The sequence below is a fragment of the Pontibacter flavimaris genome (genome assembly GCF_001907195.1).
Taxonomy (GTDB): domain Bacteria; phylum Bacteroidota; class Bacteroidia; order Cytophagales; family Hymenobacteraceae; genus Pontibacter; species Pontibacter flavimaris.
In genome coordinates this window covers 70,479-92,721 of sequence record NZ_LVWA01000007.1, presented here as the reverse complement: position 1 = coordinate 92,721, position 22,243 = coordinate 70,479, and the positions used below count along the sequence as shown (strand labels likewise).

Below are 22,243 nucleotides of genomic sequence, written 5' to 3'. Positions count from 1 at the left end.
TAGCAGGTCGTTACCACTCTACAAGCTCCTCTCACCGCTGTTCCAGACACCCTTATCCGTGTAGGTTATACTTATACTTGGGTTATACTTTATACTTCCCTGGCGCAAGCTGAAAGTCCCGGAGTATTTCGGGGCGTCCGCTTTTGCCTTTTTATACTTGCTGATTTATACTTTCATAGCCGCCCATACTTCCGCTGGCGCGGGCTTGCAGCCCGTGTCCTTTTATTCGTTGGGTTTTCAACCCGACTGGCTTGGAAAGCCATACTTTGCTTATACTTGATTTATACTTCCTTAGCCGCTGCTTCCTTCTTTTTGACACAAGCTATCTTTACTAGCTGCCGCTGATCCTCAGTCTTACAAGCGTCTCGCTTCATTTTATACTTTGGCTCCCTCAAGGCCGGGAGGCCTCGCCTTTGGGCATCGCGCTGGGAGCTTTTCCTGCCCTCGTACCTCGGGCTGCCTCACTAGCGTTCGGCACCGGAAAAACTCGCATAGGCGCTCAACCCAAAGGCTGGGAACAGATTCGATAGCTGCGGCTTTGTCATCTCGAACGTAGTGAGAGATCTCTTTAGAATTCTCACTAGATCCCTCACTTCTTTCGGGATGACAGGAGAAATTGACAAGTATAATTCCCCTCTTGGGAGGGGCTAGGGGTGGGTTTATACTTGTAGGGACAGATCGTGACCTGTCCGCGCAATACCAGCAGCTATAAGACTTACACTTCAGCCAAAGCAATTACAGACTCCCCTCCTTGGACTACCGAGAACGAGAGTTCGAAGGTAGCGAGCGCAGCTCTGAGGGGTAGGGGTGGTTTGATTTGGTACTGCAAAAGCTCCCTCCCCTGTTCTGGGGGTAGGGGCCCTCGATAAAAGGGGAGGGTTGGGGAGGGGTTATACTTTGGCAGGGGTGGTTGGACCCGCCAATGCAGCAACACAGACAAGGATGTCCACAGCAGAAGAAAGTATAAAACTACAGCTAAAGTATAAGTATAAAAGTATGGCCCAGGTATAAATTATGCATTGCAGGCTAACGGGTTTACAGACATGTCAGAAACCCCTACATCAGGAAGATTTCCAAAAATTATCCCTCCCCATTAAGCTTTTCGCAGGCCCGGCAGTCAAAGGAAGCAATCTTGTCTATTATGCAGCAGCAGGGGTAAGTATAGCAGGAAAACCATACAATTATATAGTATTTCATCTCCCTGATGCTTACATTGATAGCCGAAACTTGTCTAAACCTTAAACTATCACCTACATCTACAGAATGAAGAAAATTCTAACCATTGCAGCCTGCCTTGCATTCAGCGCAGGTGGTGTAATGGCGCAGGAGACTTTTCCGCGCAACGGCGTGTACGACGAACGCGCCGGACTCGTGGTCTTCACCAACGCCACCGTTCACACCGATTACAAGACCATTATCCCCAACGCCACCCTGGTTATCCGCGACGGAAAAGTGGAGGCCGTGGGCACGAACGTAAAAGTGCCTGCCGGCGCCGTGGTGATGGATGCCAAGGGCAAGCATATTTACCCGGGCCTGGTGGACATGTTCACCGACTACGGCGTGCCGGAGGTAAAGGCAGAGCGCCGCAGCTGGCGCGCGGCGCCGCAGATGGAGTCCACCAAAGAGGGCGCCTTTAACTGGAACGAGGCTATTCGTCCGGAGACGGACGCCGTGGAGCTGTTTAAGGTTGACGCCAAGAAAGCGGAGGAGCTGCGCAAGCTGGGCTTCGGCACGGTGCTGGCCGTGCATCGCGACGGCATTGCCCGTGGTACAGCCGCCCTCGTAACACTGGCTGAGAAGCGCGAGAACGAGGTGGTGCTGAAAGACAGAGCCGCGGCAGCGCTCTCGTTTGAGAAAGGCACCTCGAAGCAGGATTACCCGAACTCGCTGATGGGCTCTGTGGCCCTGCTGCGCCAGACGTACCTGGATGCCCAGTGGAACGCTCAGAATCCGCAGAAAGAGCAGAATATCTCCCTGGCCGCTTTTACACAAGCCAATAATTACCCGCAAATTTTTGAGGCTTCCAGCAAGCTCAACATCCTGCGCGCCGATAAGGTGGGGGATGAGTTCGGCAAGCAGTACATCATGAAAGGCGCCGGCGACGAGTACCAGATGCTGCCGCAGATCAAGGCCACCAACGCGCCGATCATCCTGTCGCTGGATTTCCCGAGCGCCTATAACGTGGAGGACCCGTTTGATGCCCGTCGTGTGGCACTCAACGACATGAAGCACTGGGAGATGGCCCCTGCCAACGCGGCTATGCTGCAGAAAGCCGGCGTTACCATCGCCTTCACGGCGCATGATCTGAAAGAGAAGAAAGACTTTTTGCCAAACCTGCGCAAAGCCGTGAAGTATGGCCTGAGCGAAGAGGAGGCCTTAAAGGCCCTGACGGCCACACCTGCCAAGCTCCTGAACGCTGAAAACCTGGTAGGTAGCCTGAACAAAGGCATGCTGGCCAACTTCATCATCACCACCGACAATCTTTTCTCGGAGGATGGCGTGATCCTGGAGAACTGGGTGCAGGGCGAGCAGTATAAGATCGCTGACGTGCCGGCCGATTTCCGCGGCGTTTATACTTTAAAGTTAGGAAACGACACGGGCCGTAAATTGCTGATTGCCGGCACTGCCGAAAAGCCAGAGCTCCAGGTAATTGCCAAGGACACGGTAAAAGGCAACATCAGCATCAAAGGAAACCTGGTGACGATCTCTTTCGCCGAGAGCAAAGACAGCAAGCAGAGCATTCGCCTGAGCGGCTGGGTTGCTGACAAAAACCTACAGGGCGAGGGCCAGTTGCCAAACGCTTCCGCTGTGAAGTGGGTGGCAGCTTACTCTGAAGCCATGACCGAAAAGGCGAAGAAAGACCAGGCGAAGAAAGAGGAAAGCATTGCCATGGGCAGTATGATCTACCCGTTCCAGGCTTATGGCCAGCCTCAATTGCCAAAGCAGGAGACGGTGCTGATCAAGAACGCCACTGTTTGGACGAATGAGAAGGAAGGAAAGCTGGAGAATGCCGACGTGCTGATTAAGAACGGTAAAATCGCCAAAGTAGGCAAAAACCTGAGTGAGTCCGGAGCCAAAGTGGTGGACGGCACAGGCAAGCACGTAACGCCGGGTATCATTGATGAGCACTCGCATATTGCCCTGGACGGCGTGAACGAAGGTACGCAGGCGGTTACCGCCGAGGTACGCATGGCCGACGTGGTAGATCCGGAAGACATCAACATTTACCGTCAGCTGGCGGGTGGTGTAACTACCTCTCAGTTGCTGCACGGCTCCGCAAACCCGATCGGCGGTCAGTCAGCTATTATTAAGCTGCGTTGGGGCAAGAGCGCCAATGAGCTGCTGGTGGAGAACGCCGATGGCTACATCAAGTTCGCGCTGGGCGAGAACGTGAAGCAGTCGAACTGGGGCGGCACACAAACGATCCGTTTCCCACAGTCCAGAATGGGGGTGGAGCAGGTGTTCGTGGATGCTTTCCAGCGCGCCAAAGAGTATGAGCAGACCTGGAAAAACTATAACAGCCTGTCTAAAAAGCAGAAGTCCAAAGCCGTGGCCCCGCGCCGCGACCTGGAACTGGAGACGCTGGTGGAGATCCTCAACGACAAGCGCTTTATCACCTGCCACTCGTACGTGCAGTCTGAGATCAACATGCTGATGAACGTGGCCGACGAGATGGGCTTTAAGGTGAACACGTTCACGCACATCCTGGAAGGCTACAAAGTGGCAGACAAGATGAAGGAGCGCGGCATTGGCGGCTCTACCTTCGCGGACTGGTGGGCCTATAAGATGGAGGTGAAAGACGCGATTCCGCAGAACGCCGGCATCATGAACCAACTGGGCGTGGTGACAGCCATCAACTCCGACGACGCGGAGATGGCCCGTCGCCTGAACCAGGAAGCAGCCAAGAGCGTGAAGTATACCGGCATGAGCGAAGAGGACGCCCTGAAAATGGTGACCCTGAACCCGGCCAAACTCCTGCACCTCGACGACAGAATGGGAAGCCTGAAGGCCGGAAAGGACGCCGACATCGTGCTGTGGAACGAGCATCCGCTCTCTATCTACGCCAAGCCGCTGAAGACTTTTGTGGATGGCATTGCCTACTACGATGTGGAGCGCGACGAGCAACTGCGTGAGGAACTGGAGAAAGAGCGCATGCGCCTGGTGCAGAAGATGCTGCACGAGAAGGGCAACGGCGCTAAAACACAGGCTCCCCGAAGCAGAAAAGCACACGTGGTTCATTGCGAGGACGTGCAGCACAGCGAGGAGGAGTCATACTTTGCCTATTAAATTGTTAGTTGTTGATTGCTAATTGTTGTTTTCGAATTAGAAACAATCAACAATTAGCAATCATCAATCAAATAAATCCAGCAATTCAATAATTCAGATGATGAAGATTCATAAAAGATATATTTCTGCTTTGGTGGCGATGCTCTTCGCGGTGCCGGTCATGGCGCAGGTGCCCGCCCCGGCGCCCAAGCAAAGCAAACCAGTGCTGCTGAAGGGCGCGACCCTGCACATTGGCAACGGACAGGTGGTAGAGAACGCCGCCGTAGGCTTCGACAACGGGAAAATTACGTATGCCGGTCCGCAGAGCGGCGCAAACCTGAGCGGCTACCAGGTGGTGGACGTGACAGGGCAGCACATTTACCCGGGCCTGATCCAGCCAAACGCCACCCTGGGCCTCAACGAGGTGGAGAGTGTGAAGGCGACTATCGACTGGCGTGAGATCGGCGACATGAACCCGAATGTGCGCTCCGTGATCGCCTACAACACGGACTCGGACATTATCCCGACGGTGCGCGCCAACGGCGTGCTGATGACGCAGCTGACACCGATCGGCGGCACGATTTCCGGTACTTCCTCCATCGTGCAGCTGGATGCCTGGAACTGGGAAGACGCCATTGTGAAAGCCGACGAGGGGTTGCACCTGAACTGGCCTTACATGCTGGTGGAAACAGGTAACAAGGAGGCAGACGAGCGCCTGAAGCGTATGGCCGGGGAGCGTGAGAAAACGATCCTGGAGCTGGAGAAGCTGTTCCGTGATGCGGCCGTGTACTCCGCCGGAAAGCATGACAACCTGAACCTGAAACTGGCCGCTATGACGGGCCTGTTCGATGGCTCCCGGAAACTGTACATTCATGCTAACTATGGCAAGGAGATCATCGAAGGCGTGAACTTCGCAAAGCAGCAAGGGGTGAAGGAGATCGTGGTAGTAGGAGCCCGAGACGCCGTAGCCGTGGCCGATTTCCTGAAAACGAACAATATCTCAGTGATCTACTCCGGCGTGCATGCCCTGCCTTCCAGAGCGGAGGAGGATGTGGACATGCCCTATAAAACACCGTACCTGCTGCACAAGGCGGGCATCCCGTTTGCGCTGGATTATGACCTGAGCATCCACGGTACGCGTAACCTGCCATTTATTGCCGGCACGGCCGCGGCCTACGGCCTGGACAAAGAGCAGGCGCTGGCGGCGGTTACGCTGAACACGGCTAAGATCCTGGGTATCGATAAGCAGGCCGGTTCTGTGGAGGTAGGCAAGGATGCGACACTGGTGGTATCCTCCGGCGATCTGCTAGACATGCGCACCAACAACGTAACGCACGCCTTTATTCAGGGCCGCCAGGTGGACCTGAACAACAAGCAGAAGTACCTCTACGAGAAGTTCGAGAACAAGTATAAAAACCAGCAGCAGCAAGTGCCTACTACGGCTACCTCGTCAGCTGCAGGTAAATAGTTTATACTTGCTGCTAAATCAAAAGCGGGCTGCCATACGTTGGCAGCCCGCTTTTTTTGTTTGATAGGCTAGTGGCGGGACAGTTGCACCGGTATTTTGTCGAACTGCAGCTTTTGCTCCAGCAGCACCTCGTTCCGAACGCCCCGAATCTGCAGGGTCAGGTTTGTGGCTGCCTCTTCCCAACCGATCTGAAGTATACCGAAGTTGAGCGCGCCTACCTGATCACCGATGCGGTGGCGGTTGCCGCGCTTGCTGGGCTCCCGGTGGTGCGTCATGCCGCTGGAGGTAATCTCGTAGACAGGCTGCCTGTATCCTTCCAGTTTTATATTAGCCAGCTCGCCCACGTGCCGGTCGCCGGAGAGCAGGATGGGGTTGGCAGGTTGCGTGGTTTCGAGGAGCCGCAGCAGGCGCTTGCGTGCATTGGGGTAAGCCGACCAACTGGTGTAGGCGTGGCCGGTCGGGAGGATCTGCATGCCGCTGGCTATGATGTGGATCTGAGCATCGGAGTTGGTTAGCTCGCGCTCCAGCCACTGCCACTGCGCCTCCCCCAGGATATCGCCGCCGAAGTTAGGCAGGTACAGGCCAAACAGCTCGTGGAACGGGTCGCGGTGGTAACGGCCATCCAGCAACAGGATTTTTACCTTCTGGTCACCCTCCCCCAACGTATAACTGCGGTAAATCCCCTCCTGGTTTCGCACGGGGTCATCGGCGGGAACGCCCATAAAATCGAGGAACAGCTGCTGGCTCTGCGCCTTTTGGTTATACTCGCCGTCTGCGTCGTTAAAGCCGTAGTCGTGGTCATCCCAGGTGCCGGTAATGGCCGTATTTTGCAGCAGTGCCTGGTAGCCCGGGTGCTGTTTCTGGCGGTTATACTTGCTGGCCAGCGTGTCCATGTTCCGGGTGTCTCCATAGATGTTGTCGCCGAGCCATACCCACAGGTCGGGCCGGGATTCCAGGATGGCCGGCCATAGCGGTTGCGGTTCGTCCTGGTTGTTGCAGGAGCCGAAGGCAATGGTGGTTTGCCTGCTCTGGGCCTGTAGGTTGAAAGGTGAGACCAGGTACAGGGCGGGGAGGAGCAGCGCTACAAGCCTGATGATGTGTTTGTTTGCCAGCATACTGTTACTACACCTGCGCCGGCACATATGTTCCGGCGGGCAAAAGAAAACGGCGCCCCGAAGCGGCAGGGCCTGCTGCAACGGATGCGTCCGGCGCCAGGTGGTGGAAGTATAGCGTGTGGAGAAAGGGCGGCCAGGAGGGCGCTGCGGACAGCAAAGGGAAACGTATAGCGCTGCAGTGCGTTTATAGGGAAGTATACATGTAAATTAAACTGACTTTACTATGGAAAGAAACGAGAGAAATTATCAGCGAGACTCCGATAATAGATACAACCGCAACGAAGGCTTTGACAACTACAGAGACCGCTACAGCAATCGCCATGGCAACTACTATGGCATGCATGATGAGCACGCCGAGTACCGCAACGTGCGCAGCTCTAACCCGGGCGCTAACTCCGGTTACCGCGGCGAAACGGATCGGCGGGGCAGCGATTACCATTACGGAGACCCCAACCCCTACATGGGGAACCGCCGCAACGAGCAAAACGGCGGCTATGAGCGGCATAGGGGCACAGGCTGGGGCGCCGAGGATAACTACGGCACTTACGGCGCCGCCCGAGGCACCAACTACAGCGCCGGCTCCGGCAGCGACCGCTACCGCCGCCAGGACAACAGCTACCAGTATGGTGGCCAGGGCCGCCGCTACGAAGACTTTAACCGCGACGAGAAGATGTACAGGGGCCGCTCAGACCATGGCTACAACATGCTGGGCATAGATGCCTATTACGACCGCGGCGAGCAACCCGAACGGCGATCCGATAACGACTTCCGCGGCAGCCAGCAGCGCAATTACTACGACAGCGATTTCGATAACAGCGACCTGCACTACAGTGGCGAGATCAGGAACACCGACCCCGGGCGCATAGACTACAGCCAGCGCAGCAGCCGCTACCGCCGCCCGGGCGAGACTTCTGGTCCGGATTACCGCACGGACTCCGGCGCCAGCAGCTACGGCATGGAATCTCCGAGAGGGTAAGGTATGACGGCCGGCAAGTATAAATAAGGAAGCCCGCGGCTTAGCTGCGGGCTTTTTCTGTGCCATACTTTAGGGCGGCGGCTGCGTAGTATAAACATCGCCGCCAGGTAGGGTGGTTATACTTTTATCTTAAATTTGCCAGATGATGAAAAGACTGACATACATACTTCCGGTGCTGGGGCTGCTGCTTTTGCTGGCCGGCTCCTGCACCGTGCAGAACACGAACCAGACAGTCGAAACAGACAGTATCCTGGATGCCTACTGGACGCTGGTCTCGCTGGAGGGGCAGGACGTGCAGCGGCCGCAAAACACCCAAACAGCCTTTATCCGTTTTGAGGAGGGCAAAACCAGTGTGCATGGCTTTACGGGCTGCAACAGGTTCTTTGGCAAGTATGAGCTAAACGGGCAAAACCTGGCGCTGTCCGGCCTCGGCTCCACCCGCATGGCCTGCCCCGACATGGACCAGGAAAACCAGCTGCTGGACATACTCAGCCGCGTGGATAGCTACCGCATCTCCGGCGAGGTGCTCACGCTCTACGCCAACGAAACCGCTGTGGCCACCTTTATGGCCGGCACCGAAGAGAGCATCGACAACGACGCCCGACAGGGAGGCGTCATCAAATACTAAGGGGGAGGAGTCCCATCGGCGCAGGCATAACCCGTTACGCTTACACACAGGGCTATGCTTGCGTCTTAAGCAGCAGCTCGTTGAATTTCTCCAGCAGGTTGATGTACTTGCGCTGCAGGTTCACCAGCTCCTGCTCGCAGTCGCGGAGGTTATTGGGTTTGTAGATTTCCTGGGGCTCGCTGTCGAAGGGCAGGAGCAGGCTGGTGCTCATTTGTGGCTGCGGCTTCGGGGCCTCTTTTTTCACACTTTTACCCAGGTGTGGGAAGTCCTGTGAGAAATCGTGGTGGATCACCTCGCCCAGCTTCAGGATAAAGCTGTAGGGAATGCTCGACTCCTTAAACTTATTGTAAAGCGTTTTACGGCTGATGCTCATTTTTTCGGCCACCACGCCTATTGCCACGCCGCTCGCCTTAATGGCCTCGCGTATTACCTCGCCTCTGTGTGTGTTAGTCTTCACCATCGCTACTGTCCGTTACCTGTTTGTGTAAGCGCCTTATTCTTTACAAAAATAGGTAATCACTATGCATGAAATGTGAATGTGGACAAATTTTACACGGATGCGGAAGCGTCTCACGGGTGTGTTTGCTGAAAGCGTTTGAAAAAGAGCTGTTTATACTTTTGGTGGAGGTATTCCGGCCATACGTTATCTACATTTCCATACTTTATCCACAGCCCCGAAAGGCCATAGGCGTGGCTGTGCGCGGCAACTTGCTGCCAGAGAGAGGTCCTGGCAGGTTATCCTTAGGCAGCTCCCGCCCCGGAAAGCGGAAGGATACAGCGAGCAGGCGCAGCAGGAGGAAATTAAACAGTTTAAGATCTCCCCTTTTACCTAAGAATCATACTTGTAAACGCAGGTACCGCGCACAAAGTATAAATCTGAAAATCAGAATGTTGGCTAGGATCTTTAGGCGGGTGAGGAGCGAAACCTGGGGCAGAAGTGTGTAAAACCTGTTTCTGTCGCGCCATGGCACACGATGCAAAGTATAAAGGAGGTTACACAGCTTACTGTGTCTGGTGAGGCGGCGCCTGCTGTGCCGCATGGGCGTGTGTAGGAAATTAAAAGTATAAAGTATAAATAGGAACGTATCGGGGTGGCTGTAGCAGCTACCCGTAAAGCCGGGGCGCAAAGGAAGCGGCCAAGTATGATTTTATACGAATACCCGGCAGAACCATAAACCTGTGCCGGTGGCTGCGTATGCTACACTAAAATTAAGAGGTATGCGAAAAAGCATTGTTATTGGCGTGGACATTGGCACCACCAGCACCAAAAGCGTGGCCTTTGGGATGGGCGGAGAGGCGCTGTTCCAGCATTCGGAAGAGTACCCGATCATCAGCCGGGAGCCGGGGCAGGCAGAGCAGGACCCCGAACTGGTGCTGCAGGCCGTGCTGCATACTTTGAGCGCGGTGGCGAAGTGGTTGGGGGAGCAAGGACACGAGGTGGCGGGCGTGAGCTTTAGCGGCGCCATGCACAGCCTGCTGCTGGTGGATGCAAGCGGAAAGCTCCTAAGCAACAGCTATACCTGGGCCGACTCCCGCAGCCACAAGTATGCCGACGAGATCAAAAACAGCACCGTTGGGCACAAGATCTACCTGCAGACCGGCACGCCGGTGCACCCCATGTCGCCGCTCGTGAAACTGTGCTGGCTGCGGCAGGAGCAGCCGGAACTGTTTGGGCAGGCGGCGAAGTTCATCGGCATAAAAGAGTTTGTGCTGCACCGCCTGTTTGGGGAGTACAAGGTGGATTACTCGGTTGCCTCGGCCATGGGCCTGTTCCATATCTTTAAGTTTGGCTGGCACGAGGATGCCCTGCAGGTGGCAGGCGTAGCGCCAGGGCAACTGCCGGAGCCGGTGCCGCCCACCTATACGTTCAGGGGCTTGCAGCCTGCCGATGCGGCCCTGCTGCACCTCAACCCGGATACGCCTTTCGTGATCGGGGCCAGCGACGGCTGCCTGGCCAACCTGGCCTCGCATGCCGTGCGCCCCGGCGAGGCGGTGGTCACCATTGGCACCAGCGGCGCCGTGCGCATGATGGCCAACCAGCCGGCCACCGACCTGCAGGAGCGGGTATTCAGCTACATCCTGGATAAGGACCACTTTGTGCTGGGCGGGGCCGTGAACAACGGGGGCGTGGCGCTGCGCTGGTTCCGGGATACGTTTTATGCATCCGAAACGCTGGAGGCCAACCTAAAGGAACAGGATATATACGAGCTGCTGAACGAGGTGGCTGAAAGTATAAAGCCCGGGGCTGAGGGACTGCTGTTCCTGCCTTACCTGCTAGGCGAGCGCGCGCCCATCTGGGATGGCTCCGCCCGGGCCTGCTTCATCGGGGCAGGGTACAACCACAAACGGGCGCATTTTCTGAGGGCCGTGATGGAAGGCGTGATCTACAGCGTGAACAGTGTGGTGCAGGCACTGGAGCAAACGGTCGGGCCCGTATCGTCGATTTACGCCAATGGGGGCTTCTGCTTTTCGGAACTGTGGGTGCAGATGCTGGCCGACGTGACGGGCAAGAAAGTGCAGCTGACCGAGATAAGGGAGGGCTCTGCCTTTGGGGCCGCTATCATGGGCATGTACGCGCTGGGGCTGCTACCCTCGCTGGAGGCCGCCGAAAGTATGATCCGCGTGCGCAGAACGCTTGAGCCTGACCAGAAAAACCATGAGACCTACGCCAGGAGCTATGCCATTTTCGAATCGCTGTACCCGAAGCTGAAGGAGAGTTTTGAGCAGTTGGGCAAAGTATAACGGGAAGGTGTGGAAACAAAAAAGCCGGAAATCCTTTGGGAAGAATCTCCGGCTTTTTTGTAATCTATTTTCAACTTTTAGCCATTCTCTTTAACGGGGCACCCATAGTAAGGTTACAGCGGGTTGTAAAATATCACCTATTTTTTTGGGACCAGAGGCTGCGAAAGTATAAAACCTGCCATTATGATGTCTAAACAAGGTTTTTGAGTCCTGATAAGGCAGAAAAAATATACTGATTATTTTTGCTCACCAAAGCATCACCTTAAAAATCGTACAGCACACCCACGTTTAAGTTAAAGGTATTTAAGGATTGGCGGTGGCGGAGGGAGTTGCCCTGCGTGTTCAGCACCTCAAGAATTGGTTTGGTGTAAAGCATCTTCCCTTCCAGGCTGATGAGGAACGGTTTGGTGATAAAATTAATGCCGCTGCCCCAACCCCATGCCGGGGCCGTGGCCTTGTCGGCGGGCATCCGGATATCGCCATAAGTAGTTTGCACTTGCCAGGAGGCGCTGCGGTTAAAGGCGGCACCTGCCGAGCCTTTTAGGTATACTTCCATCACCTGCCTCACGGGCACTTTAAAGTATACATCGGCCAGCGTAAACCAGGAGCGCCAGGCCTCGGAGCTTTTGCCCGTCACCAATTCATCGTCGGGTTCCACAAAGGCATCCAGGTTGTAGCGGTTGTGGCGGTAACTCACCGAGGTGCCGACGCCCACATGGGGGCCAAGGCTGTAGCGGTAACTGCCGGTAAGCAGCAGCCCGTCGCGGGCAAAGGCCGGGTAGGCATCCGTGAAGGCAGCCTTGCCAAACTTGCCGCTTACAAAGGCGCTGCCCACCTGCAGGCTCACCAGGTGTTGTTTCAAGGGCTCTGTCTCTGTTTGGGCAAGGGCCGGCAAAGCCAGTAGCAGCAGGAACGCATAAAGTATAAATCGTTTCATAGGGAAGTGTAGGTTAAGCCAGCAGGTCCTGGTGCTCGGGGTGCCGGGCGATATGCTTCTTCACGGCCGGACAGGTGGCGATGACTTTCAGATTGTGCTGGCGGGCGTAAGCCAGGGCTGTGTTGATGAGTTCCTGCGCCAGCCCGGTGCCGCGGTAAGCTTCGGGCACATAAGTATGGGTCAGGTCCAGCACGCCGTCTTCAGGCTTGGCGTAAGCCAGTTCGGCCTCCTCGTCCTGCTCCAGCTTGGCGGTAAACTGCTGGTACTTCTCCTCGTGTATGATCTCGTGTTTCATCTGCTTAAAAATCTAACATATAGCTGCGTACCTCGCCTGGCTGCAGTGTCAGCAACTCTTTCCTGGTTGTCGCGGCCTCTGGTTTATGGGTGTATACTACGATGGGGATGTTGGCCGGCACATATACCTCGTCCTCAAAGTACCCCGGGCTGCCGTCGTAGGCAAACGTGCAGCTGTCAGGATCAGCGGGGCTGAGTTTATACTTTACGGTGGCCTGAAAGCGGGGTGGCTGGTCGGGGATGTGGGTGGTGTTTAGCTGGAGCATGGCCGAGGGAGCTTTGGTAAAGTTCTGGACAATGGTAGTGTCGCGCGAAATTTCACCTCCGTACCACCGGTTGTTGCCACTGCAGCTCAGGTAGGTATTCAATGACACGCCAGATTCCAGGCTGATGTAGCCCTCCACCAGTTCCTGGTCACGCAGCAGGAAACGCAATGCATAGTTGCCGTTAATATCCGTATTTGTAACTGCTTTCTGACGGGTAGAGCCTCCCAGAGGGTAGTTTGGTTTGTGCCAGCTTACCCAAAGTTCTGCACCTGCCACTGGCTCCCCGTTTTGGTCGGTAATCCGCCCTATTAAAGTAGTGCAGGAGCCCGGGCAGTACTTGCTCACGTAGTCATACTTGATTGGGTCGCAGGAGGCGAGGCAGCAGCTTAAAAGCAGCAAAGCAATGTATAAACGGGCGCGTGTTTTCATATATAAACTGCTCAGCAGGAGAAACTTCATACAATATACTACATACCGGATATACTTTCGCCCCCTACCAATAAATTAATAACCAGCCTGATAGCGGAAAGTATTTTACGAGATGACCCCTCCGACGGAAGTTTGGTTGCAACTGGAAAGTATACCTCCATACCCGTACCTTTGCGTCCGAAAAACACTTTCCGCATGCACCGCCATTTTATACTTTTCAAACCTTACGGCTATGTCAGCCAGTTTATCAGCGAAACCAGCAAGAAAAAAGTCCTGGGTGAGCTGTACGATTTCCCCGCGGGCACGATGGCTATTGGCCGCCTGGATGAGGACAGCGAAGGGCTGCTGCCCCTGACCACCGATGGCAAAACAAGCGAGCTGGTGCGCAGCAGTAAGGTGGAGAAGGAGTACTACGCGCAGGTAGACGGGCTGATAACCGAGGAGGCGCTGCAGCAACTGGGCCAGGGGCTCCAGATCCGTACCGAAAAAGAGTGGCACCAAACCAGGCCCTGCAAAGTATACAGGCTAGCCACTGCCCCGGCGCTGCCCGAGCGGGCAAAGCGCATTCGCGACGAGCGCCATGGCCCCACCAGCTGGGTCTCCATCACGCTGACGGAGGGCAAGTTCCGGCAGGTGCGCAAAATGACGGCCGCCGTTGGCTTCCCGACGCTGCGCCTGGTGCGGGTGCGTATCGGCAACATGAGCGCGTTTGAAATGGCGGCAGGGGAGGTGCGCGAGGTGGGCGGCTTCGATGTAGGCTGAGTTTATACTTTGCGCCTGCCTGCCTGGCGCCTGAGCGGGGTCAGCAGGTATTCCAACCCGTTTGTTTTGATCTCGAACATGGTAGCCAGCTGCATTCCCAGCTTGCCCGGCGGGAAACCCTTGCTGGCGAACCACTCCAGGTACGACACGGGCAGGTCGCAGAGCAGGGTGTCTTTATACTTGCCGAAAGGCATGCGGTGCTGGACCAGTTCCTGCAAAATATTGGGATTAGGCTGCGCCTCGTGGGTATTCATGCAAGCAAGGTAAACAATCCTGAACATTGCGCCAAGTATGGGGTTATATACCTCTGTGCTGCCGCTGCAGAGACTTATATAAGTTGTAACTTTGGGGCGTTTTTCTGAATACTTTACATGACGCGTAAACAATACATTGTAATCATACTCATCCTGGGCTCGCTGGCCACTATCAGTCCTTTCTCGATTGATATGTACCTGCCCGGCTTCCCGGCCATCGCCTCCGACCTGAAAACCACCATTGCGCAGGTGCAGCTCTCGCTCACGGCATACCTGGTGGGCATTTCAGTGGGGCAGCTGCTCTACGGCCCCTTGCTGGACCGCTACGGGCGCAAAATGCCTTTGTACGCCGGCCTGTTCATCTACATCCTTACCTCGCTGGCCTGCGCCTATACCGAGTCGATCAACTCGTTTGTGCTGATGCGGTTTTTGCAGGCCATTGGCGGCTGTGTGGGCATGGTGGCGGCACAGGCGCTGGTGCGCGATATCTTCCCGGTGAACAAGACGGCGCAGGCCTTCTCGCTGCTCACGCTGGTTATCGCCGTCTCGCCGATGGTGGCGCCTACGGTGGGGGGCTATGTAACGGCTGCGTTTGGCTGGCACTCGGTGTTCGTTATACTTGCCGTGATTACGGCCCTGATCATGCTAGGGGTGTACTTTTTTCTGCCCGAGGGGCGACCCGCCGATGCCTCCATCTCGCTGAAGCCAAAGGCAGTGCTTAAGAACTTCGTGCTGGTGCTGAAACAGGAGCAGTTCCTGCTGTATACCCTGGCCGGGGGAATCGCCACGGCGGCTCCCTTTGCCTACATAGCGGGCTCCGCGGATGTGTTCATGAACATTTACAAGGTGAGCGAGCAGGAGTACGGCTGGATCTTCGCCTTCCTGGCTTTCGCCATGATCGGGTCCACACAACTTAATCACATCATCCTGAACAGGTTCAAAAGCGAACAGGTGATCAACTTCACCCTCTTCTACCAGACGGCCGCGGGCATATTGTTGGTGGTGGGCACGTACTATGGCTGGTTCAGCAAATTATCGCTCATCGGGCTGCTGTTCATATTCCTTACCGGCCAGGGCTTGCTAAACCCGAATGCCACAGCGCTCTCCCTGGCGCCGTTCACCAAAAACACGGGCAGTGCCGCAGCGCTATTGGGAAGCTTCAGAATGGCGATGGGAGGCTTGATGTCGGCGGCGGTGAGCGTGCTGCACACGGGCACCGCCCTGCCTATGGTAAGCGTGATGGCGGGCTGCTCCCTGGTAGGCCTGCTGCTGTTGCTGCTAGGCAAGCGCACCATCCGCTTCCGCGCCAGCCGCCGTGCTGTGGAGGACGATACGTCGGTGCTGGTGTCTACAGGGCAGGAGCGGTAGTAAGTTAGGGAGTTTAGGAGTTGGCTGAGGTAATGATGGGTGCTGCCGAAGCATGGCGTTTCGTGGCCGTATTTTATACTTGTCTTTCTCTATGGTGCAAGTCTTCAGACTTGTATCCTACTATGGCGTCAGGTTTGCAACTTGACTGGCTTGAAAAGCCATACTTATACTTGGCTATACTTTATACATTCCCTGGCGCAAGCGTCCGCTTGTGCCTCTATTAGCCCCTGCTTCCTTCCGCTTGAACCAAGCTATCCTTGTTAGCTACTGCTGATCCTCTAGACTTACTCACCCATAGTTGCACTTCATACTTTGGTGCTCTCCAGCCCGAGAGGGCTCGTCTTCGGGCATCGCGCTGGGAGCTTTTCCTGCCCTCGTGCCTCGGGCTGCCTGCGGCACCGGAAAAACTCGCATAGGCGCTCAACCCAAAGACTGGGTATCAATTCGATAGCCGCGGCTGACGGAGCTTCAACAGAACTCCCCTCCTTGGAGGGGTGGGGGTGGGTTTATACTTGTAGGGACAGGTCGCGACCTGTCCGCGTGAGGGAAGTAGCAATGCAACTTATACTTGGACTAAAGCAGCAAGTATAGCTCCCTCCCCTGTTTTTAGGGGAGGGCTGGGGTGGGGTGAAGCAGAGGGGGAGGGCCGGTTGGACCCGGTATTGCAGAAAATCCTTTATAACAGTCGAAAGGAAAACTACGCTTTCGTCATCTCAATGTGAGGGATACCATCCTCATCGTACTCCGGGCCGGACTGCACAAAGCCGAAGCTCTCGTAAAAGCCTTGCGCGTATACCTGTGCGCCAATTTTGATGGGGCCGTGGCCGTGGAGTCGGTAGCATTCTTCTATCGAATAATCCACTAAAATCCTGCCCACACCTGTACTGCGCACTTGCATACTTGTCACGATGCGGCCAATGGACATGGCGTCGGGGTAGGAGAGGCCGGGCGGCACCAGGCGCGAGGTGGCCACCAGTTCTCCCTCCTTGTAAAGCAGCAGGTGCCGGCATTGCTGGTCCTTGTTATCCATGTCCAGGAACACACAGGTTTGCTCCACTACGAACACCTCGCTGCGCAGGCGCAGCATCTCGTACATTTCGTGCGGGGTAAGCTCTTGGAAAGCTTTGCTTATTTTGGTCAGGCTCATGCGGGGGAATTAAAATCAGGAATCCAGGTTGCAAATATAGTATACATCCCGCACCTATAAGCATAAAAAAGGCCGCTGTGTGGCAGCGGCTCCGGTTATACTTTGTTTATACTTTCTACTGCGACCAATCAGTGGGCTGGCGGTCCCAGCGGTGGCCTTTCAGCTCCTGGAGCAGCTCCTGGGGCAGGCCATTGCCGTCGCTGGCAGCCAGGTTGGCCTCCACGTGGTTGGCTTTGCGCATGCCGGGTATGGTGGTGCTGATCTGCGGGTTGCTGAGTATGAAGCGCAGGGCCATCTCGGCCATGGTCATACTTCCGGGCACCAGCGGCCTCAGTTTTTCGGCGTGGTCCACGCTGCTGTTCAGGTTCTCGGGCACGAAGTAGGTGTTGCGCCAGTCGCCCTCCGGGAAGGTGGTGTCTTTGGTGAGGGTTCCGGTCAGGGTGCCCTCATCGAACGGAACGCGGGCGATGATGCCAACGTCCAGCTTCTCGCAGAGCGGGAACAGCTCATCCTCGGGCGCCTGGTCGAAGATGTTGTAGATCACCTGCACGGCGCTGATGTGGCCGGTGCGCAGCGTTCTGAGCACGTTCTCGGGTTCCCAGCGGTTCACGCTCACGCCCATGTGCTGGATCTTGCCGTCGGCCTTCAGTTTCTCCACGGCGCGCTGCCACTCCTCGTGCTCCGCCCAACTATCTTCCCACACATGAAACTGCTGCAGGTCAATCGTCTCCACGCCCAGGTTCTTCAGGCTTTTCTCGGTGTACGCAATGATGTGGCTCGCCGGGAACACCTCTTCCAGTTTAAACTCCGGCCGGGAGGGCCAGGTAAAGTTTTTTGGGGGGATTTTGGTGGCAATGTATAGCCTTTTCTGCGGATGGCGTTTCAGCAGCTTTCCGAGCAGTTCCTCGCTGTGCCCTTTGCCGTAGCCCCAGGCCGTATCGAAAAAGTTACAGCCGCGCGCCACGGCCAGGTCCAGGGATTGCTCCGACTGCCGGTCGTCTGACTCAGTCCAGCCGGCCATGCCCCACATGCCGTAGCCTACTTCGCTAATATCCCAGCCGGTGCGGCCAAATCGTCTGTACTGCATAGATCTTGCTTGTTTTGGTGGAACCCTAAAGTACGAAAAGCTGCGGAAGAAGTATGCGCTTATACTTTGCTATAATGTACAAAAGTATAGCCTACTCGTAAAAATCCACCTTGCCGGTTTCCACGTTATACATGCCCCCGATGATCCGGATCTCACCGATCTGCTCCATCTCTTTCAGGATCCGGCTCTCCTCCCGCACGCGTTCCATCATCAGGTGCACGTTGTTTTCGGCCACGTTCTGAACGAAGGCAGTGTTTTTGCTGCTCCTGTCGGAGATGGTGGCGGTTTCCAGCTTGATGGCAGGCTCGATCTTTTGCAGCAGGACGGTCAGGTGGCCCATCTCTACCCGGTCGCAGGCGCCCTTTATGGCCCCGCAGTGTGTGTGGCCTAGCACCAGCACCACCTTCGAGCCCGCTATTTTGCAGGCAAACTCCATACTTCCCAGAACGTCTTCGTTCACCACATTGCCCGCCACACGGGTACTGAAGATATCGCCCAGGCCCTGGTCAAATATAAGCTCTGCGGATGTTCTGGAGTCGATGCAGCTGAGGATGATGGCGAAGGGAAACTGCCCGTTGCAGGTCTCGTTGACCTGCTGCAACAGGTTGCGGTTGGCCTTCAGATTTCCCACGAAGCGGTTGTTGCCCTCTTTCAGAATCTGGATGGCCTTTTCCGGCGTGAGGCTGCTCTGGGTTTCTCTGGTATGTACTCTCATGGGGCGGTGAATTTAAGTTAAGATGCTGCCTGTGCCGCTTTCCTGAACGGCAACAGTATTTACAAGATTCAAATATAGCACAATCAGGCAAAAGTAGCGCGTAACTATAATGGCCGGGAGGCTATTTGGAGGCCCAGCGGCATATTTTTTTACGGGCGACAGGGATATTAGGCAAACATTTTCTACATTTACATGTATGTACATTTAATGTATGGATTAAGGAGGAGCGTGGCGAAGGGAGAACGTTATACTTCGCTGTCCGTTTATCTTAATCATCCCTGACAGTAAGGGGCTTAGAATTCTCTGGTAATCAGTTAACACATATAAAAACGAATAATTATGGCAACAACAAAATGGGCAGTAGACCCCACCCACAGCGAAGTGCAGTTTAAAGTGAAGCACCTGATGATCTCGACGGTGACGGGCTATTTCGGAAAATTTAACGTGGAGGTGGAGACTGAGGAGGATGACTTTACCAAGGCCTCCCAGATCTTATTCACGGCCGATGTAGACTCCATCAGCACCAACAACGAGCAGCGCGACACGCACCTGAAGTCGGCCGACTTCTTTGATGCCGCAAGCCACGACCAGGTAAAGTATGAGGGCAAGAGTTTTGAGAAAGTGGGCGAAGGCGAGTACAAACTGCACGGCGACCTGACCATCCGGGGCACTACCAAACCGGTGACCGTGAACGTGGAGTACGGTGGCATTGTGGTGGACCCCTATGGGCAGACCAAAGCCGGCTTTACCGTAACCGGGAAGGTAAACCGCAAGGATTTCGGCCTTACCTGGAATGCCGTAACCGAGGCTGGCAGCGTAGTGGTGAGCGACGAGATTAAGCTGAACTGTGAGATCCAGCTGGTGAAGCAGGCGTAAGTATAATGCCTGGCGTTGCGCTTGCTCGTAATTCGTGGGTGAGTGTATACATCCGCAGAATAAGAAAAAAGCTCCGGGCAGTCATGTCCGGAGCTTTTTTCTTATTCTGAGGGGTTGGCAGCAATTTTATTTCTTCTCTGCCACTATTTTCCGTACCTGGTTCTGCACCTCGGGGTCATCCTTGTAGGCCTTCATCAGGGCGGTATACTTTTCCATTGTCAGGCCATGCTCCTGCACAGCCGCCTCTATTTTCTCCTTGTTCTCAGGCTGCAGCTTTACCACCTCCTGCGCGGCGTTGCTGAAGGCGGAGATCTCCTCCGGCCCCTCGGCCACCTCTTCCAGTTTTTTGGCACGGTGCGCCTTGGCCAGCTCGTTAAAGCGCTCCAGCGTCAGGCTGTTTTCCTCGATCACGGCAACCATGGTGTCGCGGCTGGCTTTCTGGATGTCGGTCACACTGGTGTTAGCGTCCACGAATTTCCGGAGGTCTTCCTCCGCGTACTGCTGTGTTGCCTGCTCCTGGCCGGCTCCGTCCGGGGTGGCGGCTGCCTCCTGGGCATAGGCCGCGCTGCCGAGGCACATGGTTGCCGCCACAAAGGCGGCCGCAATCGTCCCTTTCTTAATGAATACCATAATGGATTTTTTTGGATTGGGTGAAAAAATTGATTTAAAAAGGATACCTTCCCCTGCCCCCAAAAGAGAGTGAAAGAAGCGGCCTGGCCTCCTGCTGAGGCCAGGCACGTATATCCCGCTCAGCTCAAGCTAAGCTTTTTTGAGGGTAAATTCAAAAAAAGAGGCAGATAAGATGCACCGGAGCAAGGGCCGGAGAAACGCAAAGAGTATACGTATGGCGCTATGCAGTGTCGGTTATGCACTTGTTATACAATGCGTTACAGGGTGCGTATAAGGCCGGTTAAATTTAAATGCAGCCATTTCCTTCAACTTTCGTTGTCGGATAGGGGAAGGCGGGGTGGCTTTTGGACTTGCACCATGCCCGCTAAAGTATAAATGCCTTGCTGAGACAGGGTGTATCACGCCAAAAGCAGAGGGAAACCGCACGAACACGGGTACATGAGCAGATTAAACCGATACCAGCTGGCTTTTTTGAGGTGGCGCAGGCGGCAGAGCAACAGCCGTGTCATGCCCTTTGTGCTGAGCGTGGTGGTGGGGTCCATCGTGGGGCTCTCGGCTATACTTATCAAGACCATCATCTTCTACTTCGAGCAGTACGCCGTATACTTTGCCCCCCAGCTGCTGTACTTCCTGCTGCCGCTCGTCGGTTTCCTGATCGTAACGTTCCTGAACCGCAACATCTTTAGCCAGACGGCTTACTTCGGGGGCGCGCGCAGTGTCATCGATGCCATCGAGAACCATTCCTCCGTTATCCGGCTGCGGCTTATTTATTCCAAGTTCATCACCACGGGCCTTACCATCGGCTTTGGCGGAAGCTCGGGCGTGGAGGCGGCCATTATCTCGAGCGGGGCGGCCGTGGGCTCCAACGTGGGGCGTTTCCTCGGGCTGGGCTACCGGCTGCGCACGCTGCTGATCGGGTGCGGCGTGGCCGCGGGCATCTCGGCGGTGTACAACGCGCCGATGGGGGGCTTCATCTTCGCCCTCGAAACCATACTTCCCGAGTTCACCCCCACGCTGCTGATTCCGCTGCTGGTGGCGGCGGCGGCCGGCAAGATCCTTTTTGAGTTCATCATGGGCGAGCACCTGCGCTTCCAGGTGCCGCTCACCGATTTTGCCTATGAGGAGATTCCGCTGGTGGTGTTGCTGGGTGTGCTGGGCTGGCTCATGTCTAACTACCTGCTCCGGACCTACAGCTACTGCGCCAAGGTCTTCAACAAGATCGAGAACGCCTACCTGCGGGCGCTGACGGGCGGGCTGGCCCTGGGCAGCATCATCTTTCTGCTGCCGCCCATGTATGGCGAGGGCTATGTAAGTATAAACGCGCTGCTCAACAACGAGGAGCGCTCGCTACTGGTGAACTCGCCGCTGGCCGTGCTGCCCAACACCGTGTGGTTCAACCTGTTCTTCTTTTTCCTGATCACGATGGTGAAGCCGATCAGCACGGGCATCTGCGTGAACTCTGGCGGGGAGGGCGGCTACTTCGCGCCCTCCCTGATCACGGGCGGCCTGCTGGGCTTTCTGTTCTACAAGGTGACGGTGCTCATACTTCCGTTTTACGCGCTCAACCCGGCCACGTTCATCTTCCTGGGCATGGCCAGTGTGTTTGCCTGCATCATGAACGCGCCCGTTACCGCCATCTTCCTGGTGGCCGAGATCACGCAGAGTTACCAGCTCTTTGTGCCCCTGATGCTGGTTTGCGCCGTGTCCTACTTCCTCAAGTACTACATGGAGAACCTGAGCGGCAGCGTGGTGCAGCCGGCCGGCCAGAGCAAGGCCCTGCGCGTGGACCGTATCCTGCTGAACCAGCTAAGTATAAAGCAGCTGGTGGATGAGGACAACACGCCGGTGAGGGAGAACGCCACTTTCCGGGAGGTGGTGGAGGGTTTTGCCAAGTCGAACAGGAATGTGCAGCAGGTGCTGGATGAGCAGGGCATGCTGCGGGGCGTCATCACGCTGAACGACCTGCGCCAGCGCCTGGGCGACACCTCCAACTACGACACCATACTTGCCCGCGACCTGATGCATCCGCCGGAGGCCGTGGCGGAGATAGACGAGTCGGCATCGGAGGTGCTGGATAAGCTGGATACTTACAAGCTGTGGTCGCTGCCGGTGGTGCGGCAAGGCAAGTTCAAGGGCTTTATTTCCAAGAGCCGCCTGCTGACGCAGTACCGCAAGGAGATGACCAAGGTAAACCGTTTTTTTTAAGTCCGGACGACGTGTACCTGCCGCAAGTATAAACCAGGGGAAATGTTACGACGGCAAAGTATGGGGGAGGGCTAAATT

General features: G+C 55.8%; 20 protein-coding genes. 9 read left to right on the top strand and 11 right to left on the bottom strand.

What is annotated here, in order from left to right:
• Positions 1 to 151: 151 nt before the first annotated feature.
• Positions 152 to 319: a hypothetical protein gene (locus A3841_RS20330; RefSeq protein WP_170866197.1), complete on the bottom strand. Its 168-nt coding sequence runs from the start codon at positions 317 to 319 to the stop codon at positions 152 to 154.
• Positions 320 to 1,263: 944 nt separating this feature from the next.
• On the opposite strand from A3841_RS20330, the gene A3841_RS13060 reads away from it, so the two are divergent.
• Positions 1,264 to 4,287, top strand: a complete 3,024-nt coding sequence (locus A3841_RS13060; protein ID WP_073852783.1) for an amidohydrolase family protein — start codon at positions 1,264 to 1,266, stop codon at positions 4,285 to 4,287.
• A 97-nt stretch (positions 4,288 to 4,384) separates the two neighbouring features.
• Entirely contained in the window at positions 4,385 to 5,734 is a 1,350-nt protein-coding gene (locus A3841_RS13055; RefSeq protein WP_317042489.1) for an amidohydrolase family protein, read from the top strand.
• Positions 5,735 to 5,802: 68 nt separating this feature from the next.
• On the opposite strand, the gene A3841_RS13050 is transcribed toward A3841_RS13055, so the two are convergent.
• On the bottom strand, positions 5,803 to 6,849 hold the full coding sequence (locus A3841_RS13050) for an alkaline phosphatase D family protein (RefSeq protein ID WP_170866196.1): 1,047 nt from the start codon (positions 6,847 to 6,849) through the stop codon (positions 5,803 to 5,805).
• Between the two features lie 223 nt (positions 6,850 to 7,072).
• Here A3841_RS13050 and A3841_RS13045 point away from each other — a divergent pair, with 223 nt between their 5' ends.
• Together A3841_RS13045 and A3841_RS13040 are read left to right on the top strand one after the other, a co-directional pair.
• Positions 7,073 to 7,825 carry a hypothetical protein gene (locus A3841_RS13045; protein WP_073852782.1) on the top strand — a complete coding sequence of 251 codons (753 nt, stop codon included), beginning with the start codon at positions 7,073 to 7,075 and terminating at the stop codon, positions 7,823 to 7,825.
• A 145-nt stretch (positions 7,826 to 7,970) separates the two neighbouring features.
• Positions 7,971 to 8,453 carry an META domain-containing protein gene (locus A3841_RS13040; protein ID WP_139307964.1) on the top strand — a complete coding sequence of 161 codons (483 nt, stop codon included), beginning with the start codon at positions 7,971 to 7,973 and terminating at the stop codon, positions 8,451 to 8,453.
• A gap of 52 nt (positions 8,454 to 8,505) precedes the next feature.
• Here the strand turns inward: A3841_RS13040 and A3841_RS13035 are convergent, their stop codons facing one another.
• A complete protein-coding gene (locus A3841_RS13035; protein ID WP_073852780.1) occupies positions 8,506 to 8,913 on the bottom strand; it encodes a hypothetical protein in 408 nt (135 codons plus the stop codon).
• Between the two features lie 758 nt (positions 8,914 to 9,671).
• Between A3841_RS13035 and A3841_RS13030 the strand changes: the two genes are divergently transcribed.
• Positions 9,672 to 11,195 (top strand): gluconokinase, encoded by a 1,524-nt coding sequence (locus A3841_RS13030; protein WP_073852779.1) that lies wholly within the window; start codon positions 9,672 to 9,674, stop codon positions 11,193 to 11,195.
• A gap of 262 nt (positions 11,196 to 11,457) precedes the next feature.
• Here the strand turns inward: A3841_RS13030 and A3841_RS13025 are convergent, their stop codons facing one another.
• Genes A3841_RS13025 through A3841_RS13015 form a run of 3 tightly spaced genes read right to left on the bottom strand, consistent with a single transcriptional unit; the run spans position 11,458 to position 13,121 of the window.
• Positions 11,458 to 12,132 carry an outer membrane beta-barrel protein gene (locus A3841_RS13025; protein WP_073852778.1) on the bottom strand — a complete coding sequence of 225 codons (675 nt, stop codon included), beginning with the start codon at positions 12,130 to 12,132 and terminating at the stop codon, positions 11,458 to 11,460.
• A 13-nt stretch (positions 12,133 to 12,145) separates the two neighbouring features.
• Positions 12,146 to 12,427: a GNAT family N-acetyltransferase gene (locus A3841_RS13020; protein ID WP_073852777.1), complete on the bottom strand. Its 282-nt coding sequence runs from the start codon at positions 12,425 to 12,427 to the stop codon at positions 12,146 to 12,148.
• A 4-nt stretch (positions 12,428 to 12,431) separates the two neighbouring features.
• A complete protein-coding gene (locus A3841_RS13015) occupies positions 12,432 to 13,121 on the bottom strand; it encodes a carboxypeptidase-like regulatory domain-containing protein (RefSeq protein WP_139307963.1) in 690 nt (229 codons plus the stop codon).
• A 171-nt stretch (positions 13,122 to 13,292) separates the two neighbouring features.
• Here A3841_RS13015 and A3841_RS13010 point away from each other — a divergent pair, with 171 nt between their 5' ends.
• Positions 13,293 to 13,883 (top strand): pseudouridine synthase, encoded by a 591-nt coding sequence (locus A3841_RS13010; RefSeq protein WP_235861404.1) that lies wholly within the window; start codon positions 13,293 to 13,295, stop codon positions 13,881 to 13,883.
• A gap of 2 nt (positions 13,884 to 13,885) precedes the next feature.
• Here A3841_RS13010 and A3841_RS13005 read toward each other — a convergent pair whose 3' ends face one another.
• Positions 13,886 to 14,137: a DUF3820 family protein gene (locus tag A3841_RS13005; RefSeq protein ID WP_073852775.1), complete on the bottom strand. Its 252-nt coding sequence runs from the start codon at positions 14,135 to 14,137 to the stop codon at positions 13,886 to 13,888.
• A 117-nt stretch (positions 14,138 to 14,254) separates the two neighbouring features.
• Between A3841_RS13005 and A3841_RS13000 the strand changes: the two genes are divergently transcribed.
• Complete coding sequence (locus A3841_RS13000) at positions 14,255 to 15,505, top strand: multidrug effflux MFS transporter (protein ID WP_073852774.1); 1,251 nt, start codon at positions 14,255 to 14,257, stop codon at positions 15,503 to 15,505.
• Positions 15,506 to 16,202: 697 nt separating this feature from the next.
• Here A3841_RS13000 and A3841_RS12995 read toward each other — a convergent pair.
• From A3841_RS12995 to A3841_RS12985, 3 genes are all read right to left on the bottom strand, one after another.
• Entirely contained in the window at positions 16,203 to 16,652 is a 450-nt protein-coding gene (locus tag A3841_RS12995; RefSeq protein ID WP_073852773.1) for a GNAT family N-acetyltransferase, read from the bottom strand.
• Positions 16,653 to 16,767: 115 nt separating this feature from the next.
• Positions 16,768 to 17,739, bottom strand: coding sequence for an aldo/keto reductase (locus A3841_RS12990; RefSeq protein WP_073852772.1), 972 nt, complete (start codon positions 17,737 to 17,739; stop codon positions 16,768 to 16,770).
• A gap of 91 nt (positions 17,740 to 17,830) precedes the next feature.
• A complete protein-coding gene (locus A3841_RS12985) occupies positions 17,831 to 18,454 on the bottom strand; it encodes a carbonic anhydrase family protein (RefSeq protein WP_073852771.1) in 624 nt (207 codons plus the stop codon).
• Between the two features lie 339 nt (positions 18,455 to 18,793).
• On the opposite strand from A3841_RS12985, the gene A3841_RS12980 reads away from it, so the two are divergent.
• Positions 18,794 to 19,330, top strand: coding sequence for a YceI family protein (locus tag A3841_RS12980; RefSeq protein ID WP_073852770.1), 537 nt, complete (start codon positions 18,794 to 18,796; stop codon positions 19,328 to 19,330).
• Between the two features lie 126 nt (positions 19,331 to 19,456).
• On the opposite strand, the gene A3841_RS12975 is transcribed toward A3841_RS12980, so the two are convergent.
• Positions 19,457 to 19,960, bottom strand: coding sequence for a DUF4168 domain-containing protein (locus A3841_RS12975; protein WP_073852769.1), 504 nt, complete (start codon positions 19,958 to 19,960; stop codon positions 19,457 to 19,459).
• Positions 19,961 to 20,398: 438 nt separating this feature from the next.
• On the opposite strand from A3841_RS12975, the gene A3841_RS12970 reads away from it, so the two are divergent.
• Positions 20,399 to 22,165 (top strand): chloride channel protein, encoded by a 1,767-nt coding sequence (locus A3841_RS12970; RefSeq protein WP_139307962.1) that lies wholly within the window; start codon positions 20,399 to 20,401, stop codon positions 22,163 to 22,165.
• The last annotated feature ends 78 nt before the right edge of the window (positions 22,166 to 22,243 follow it).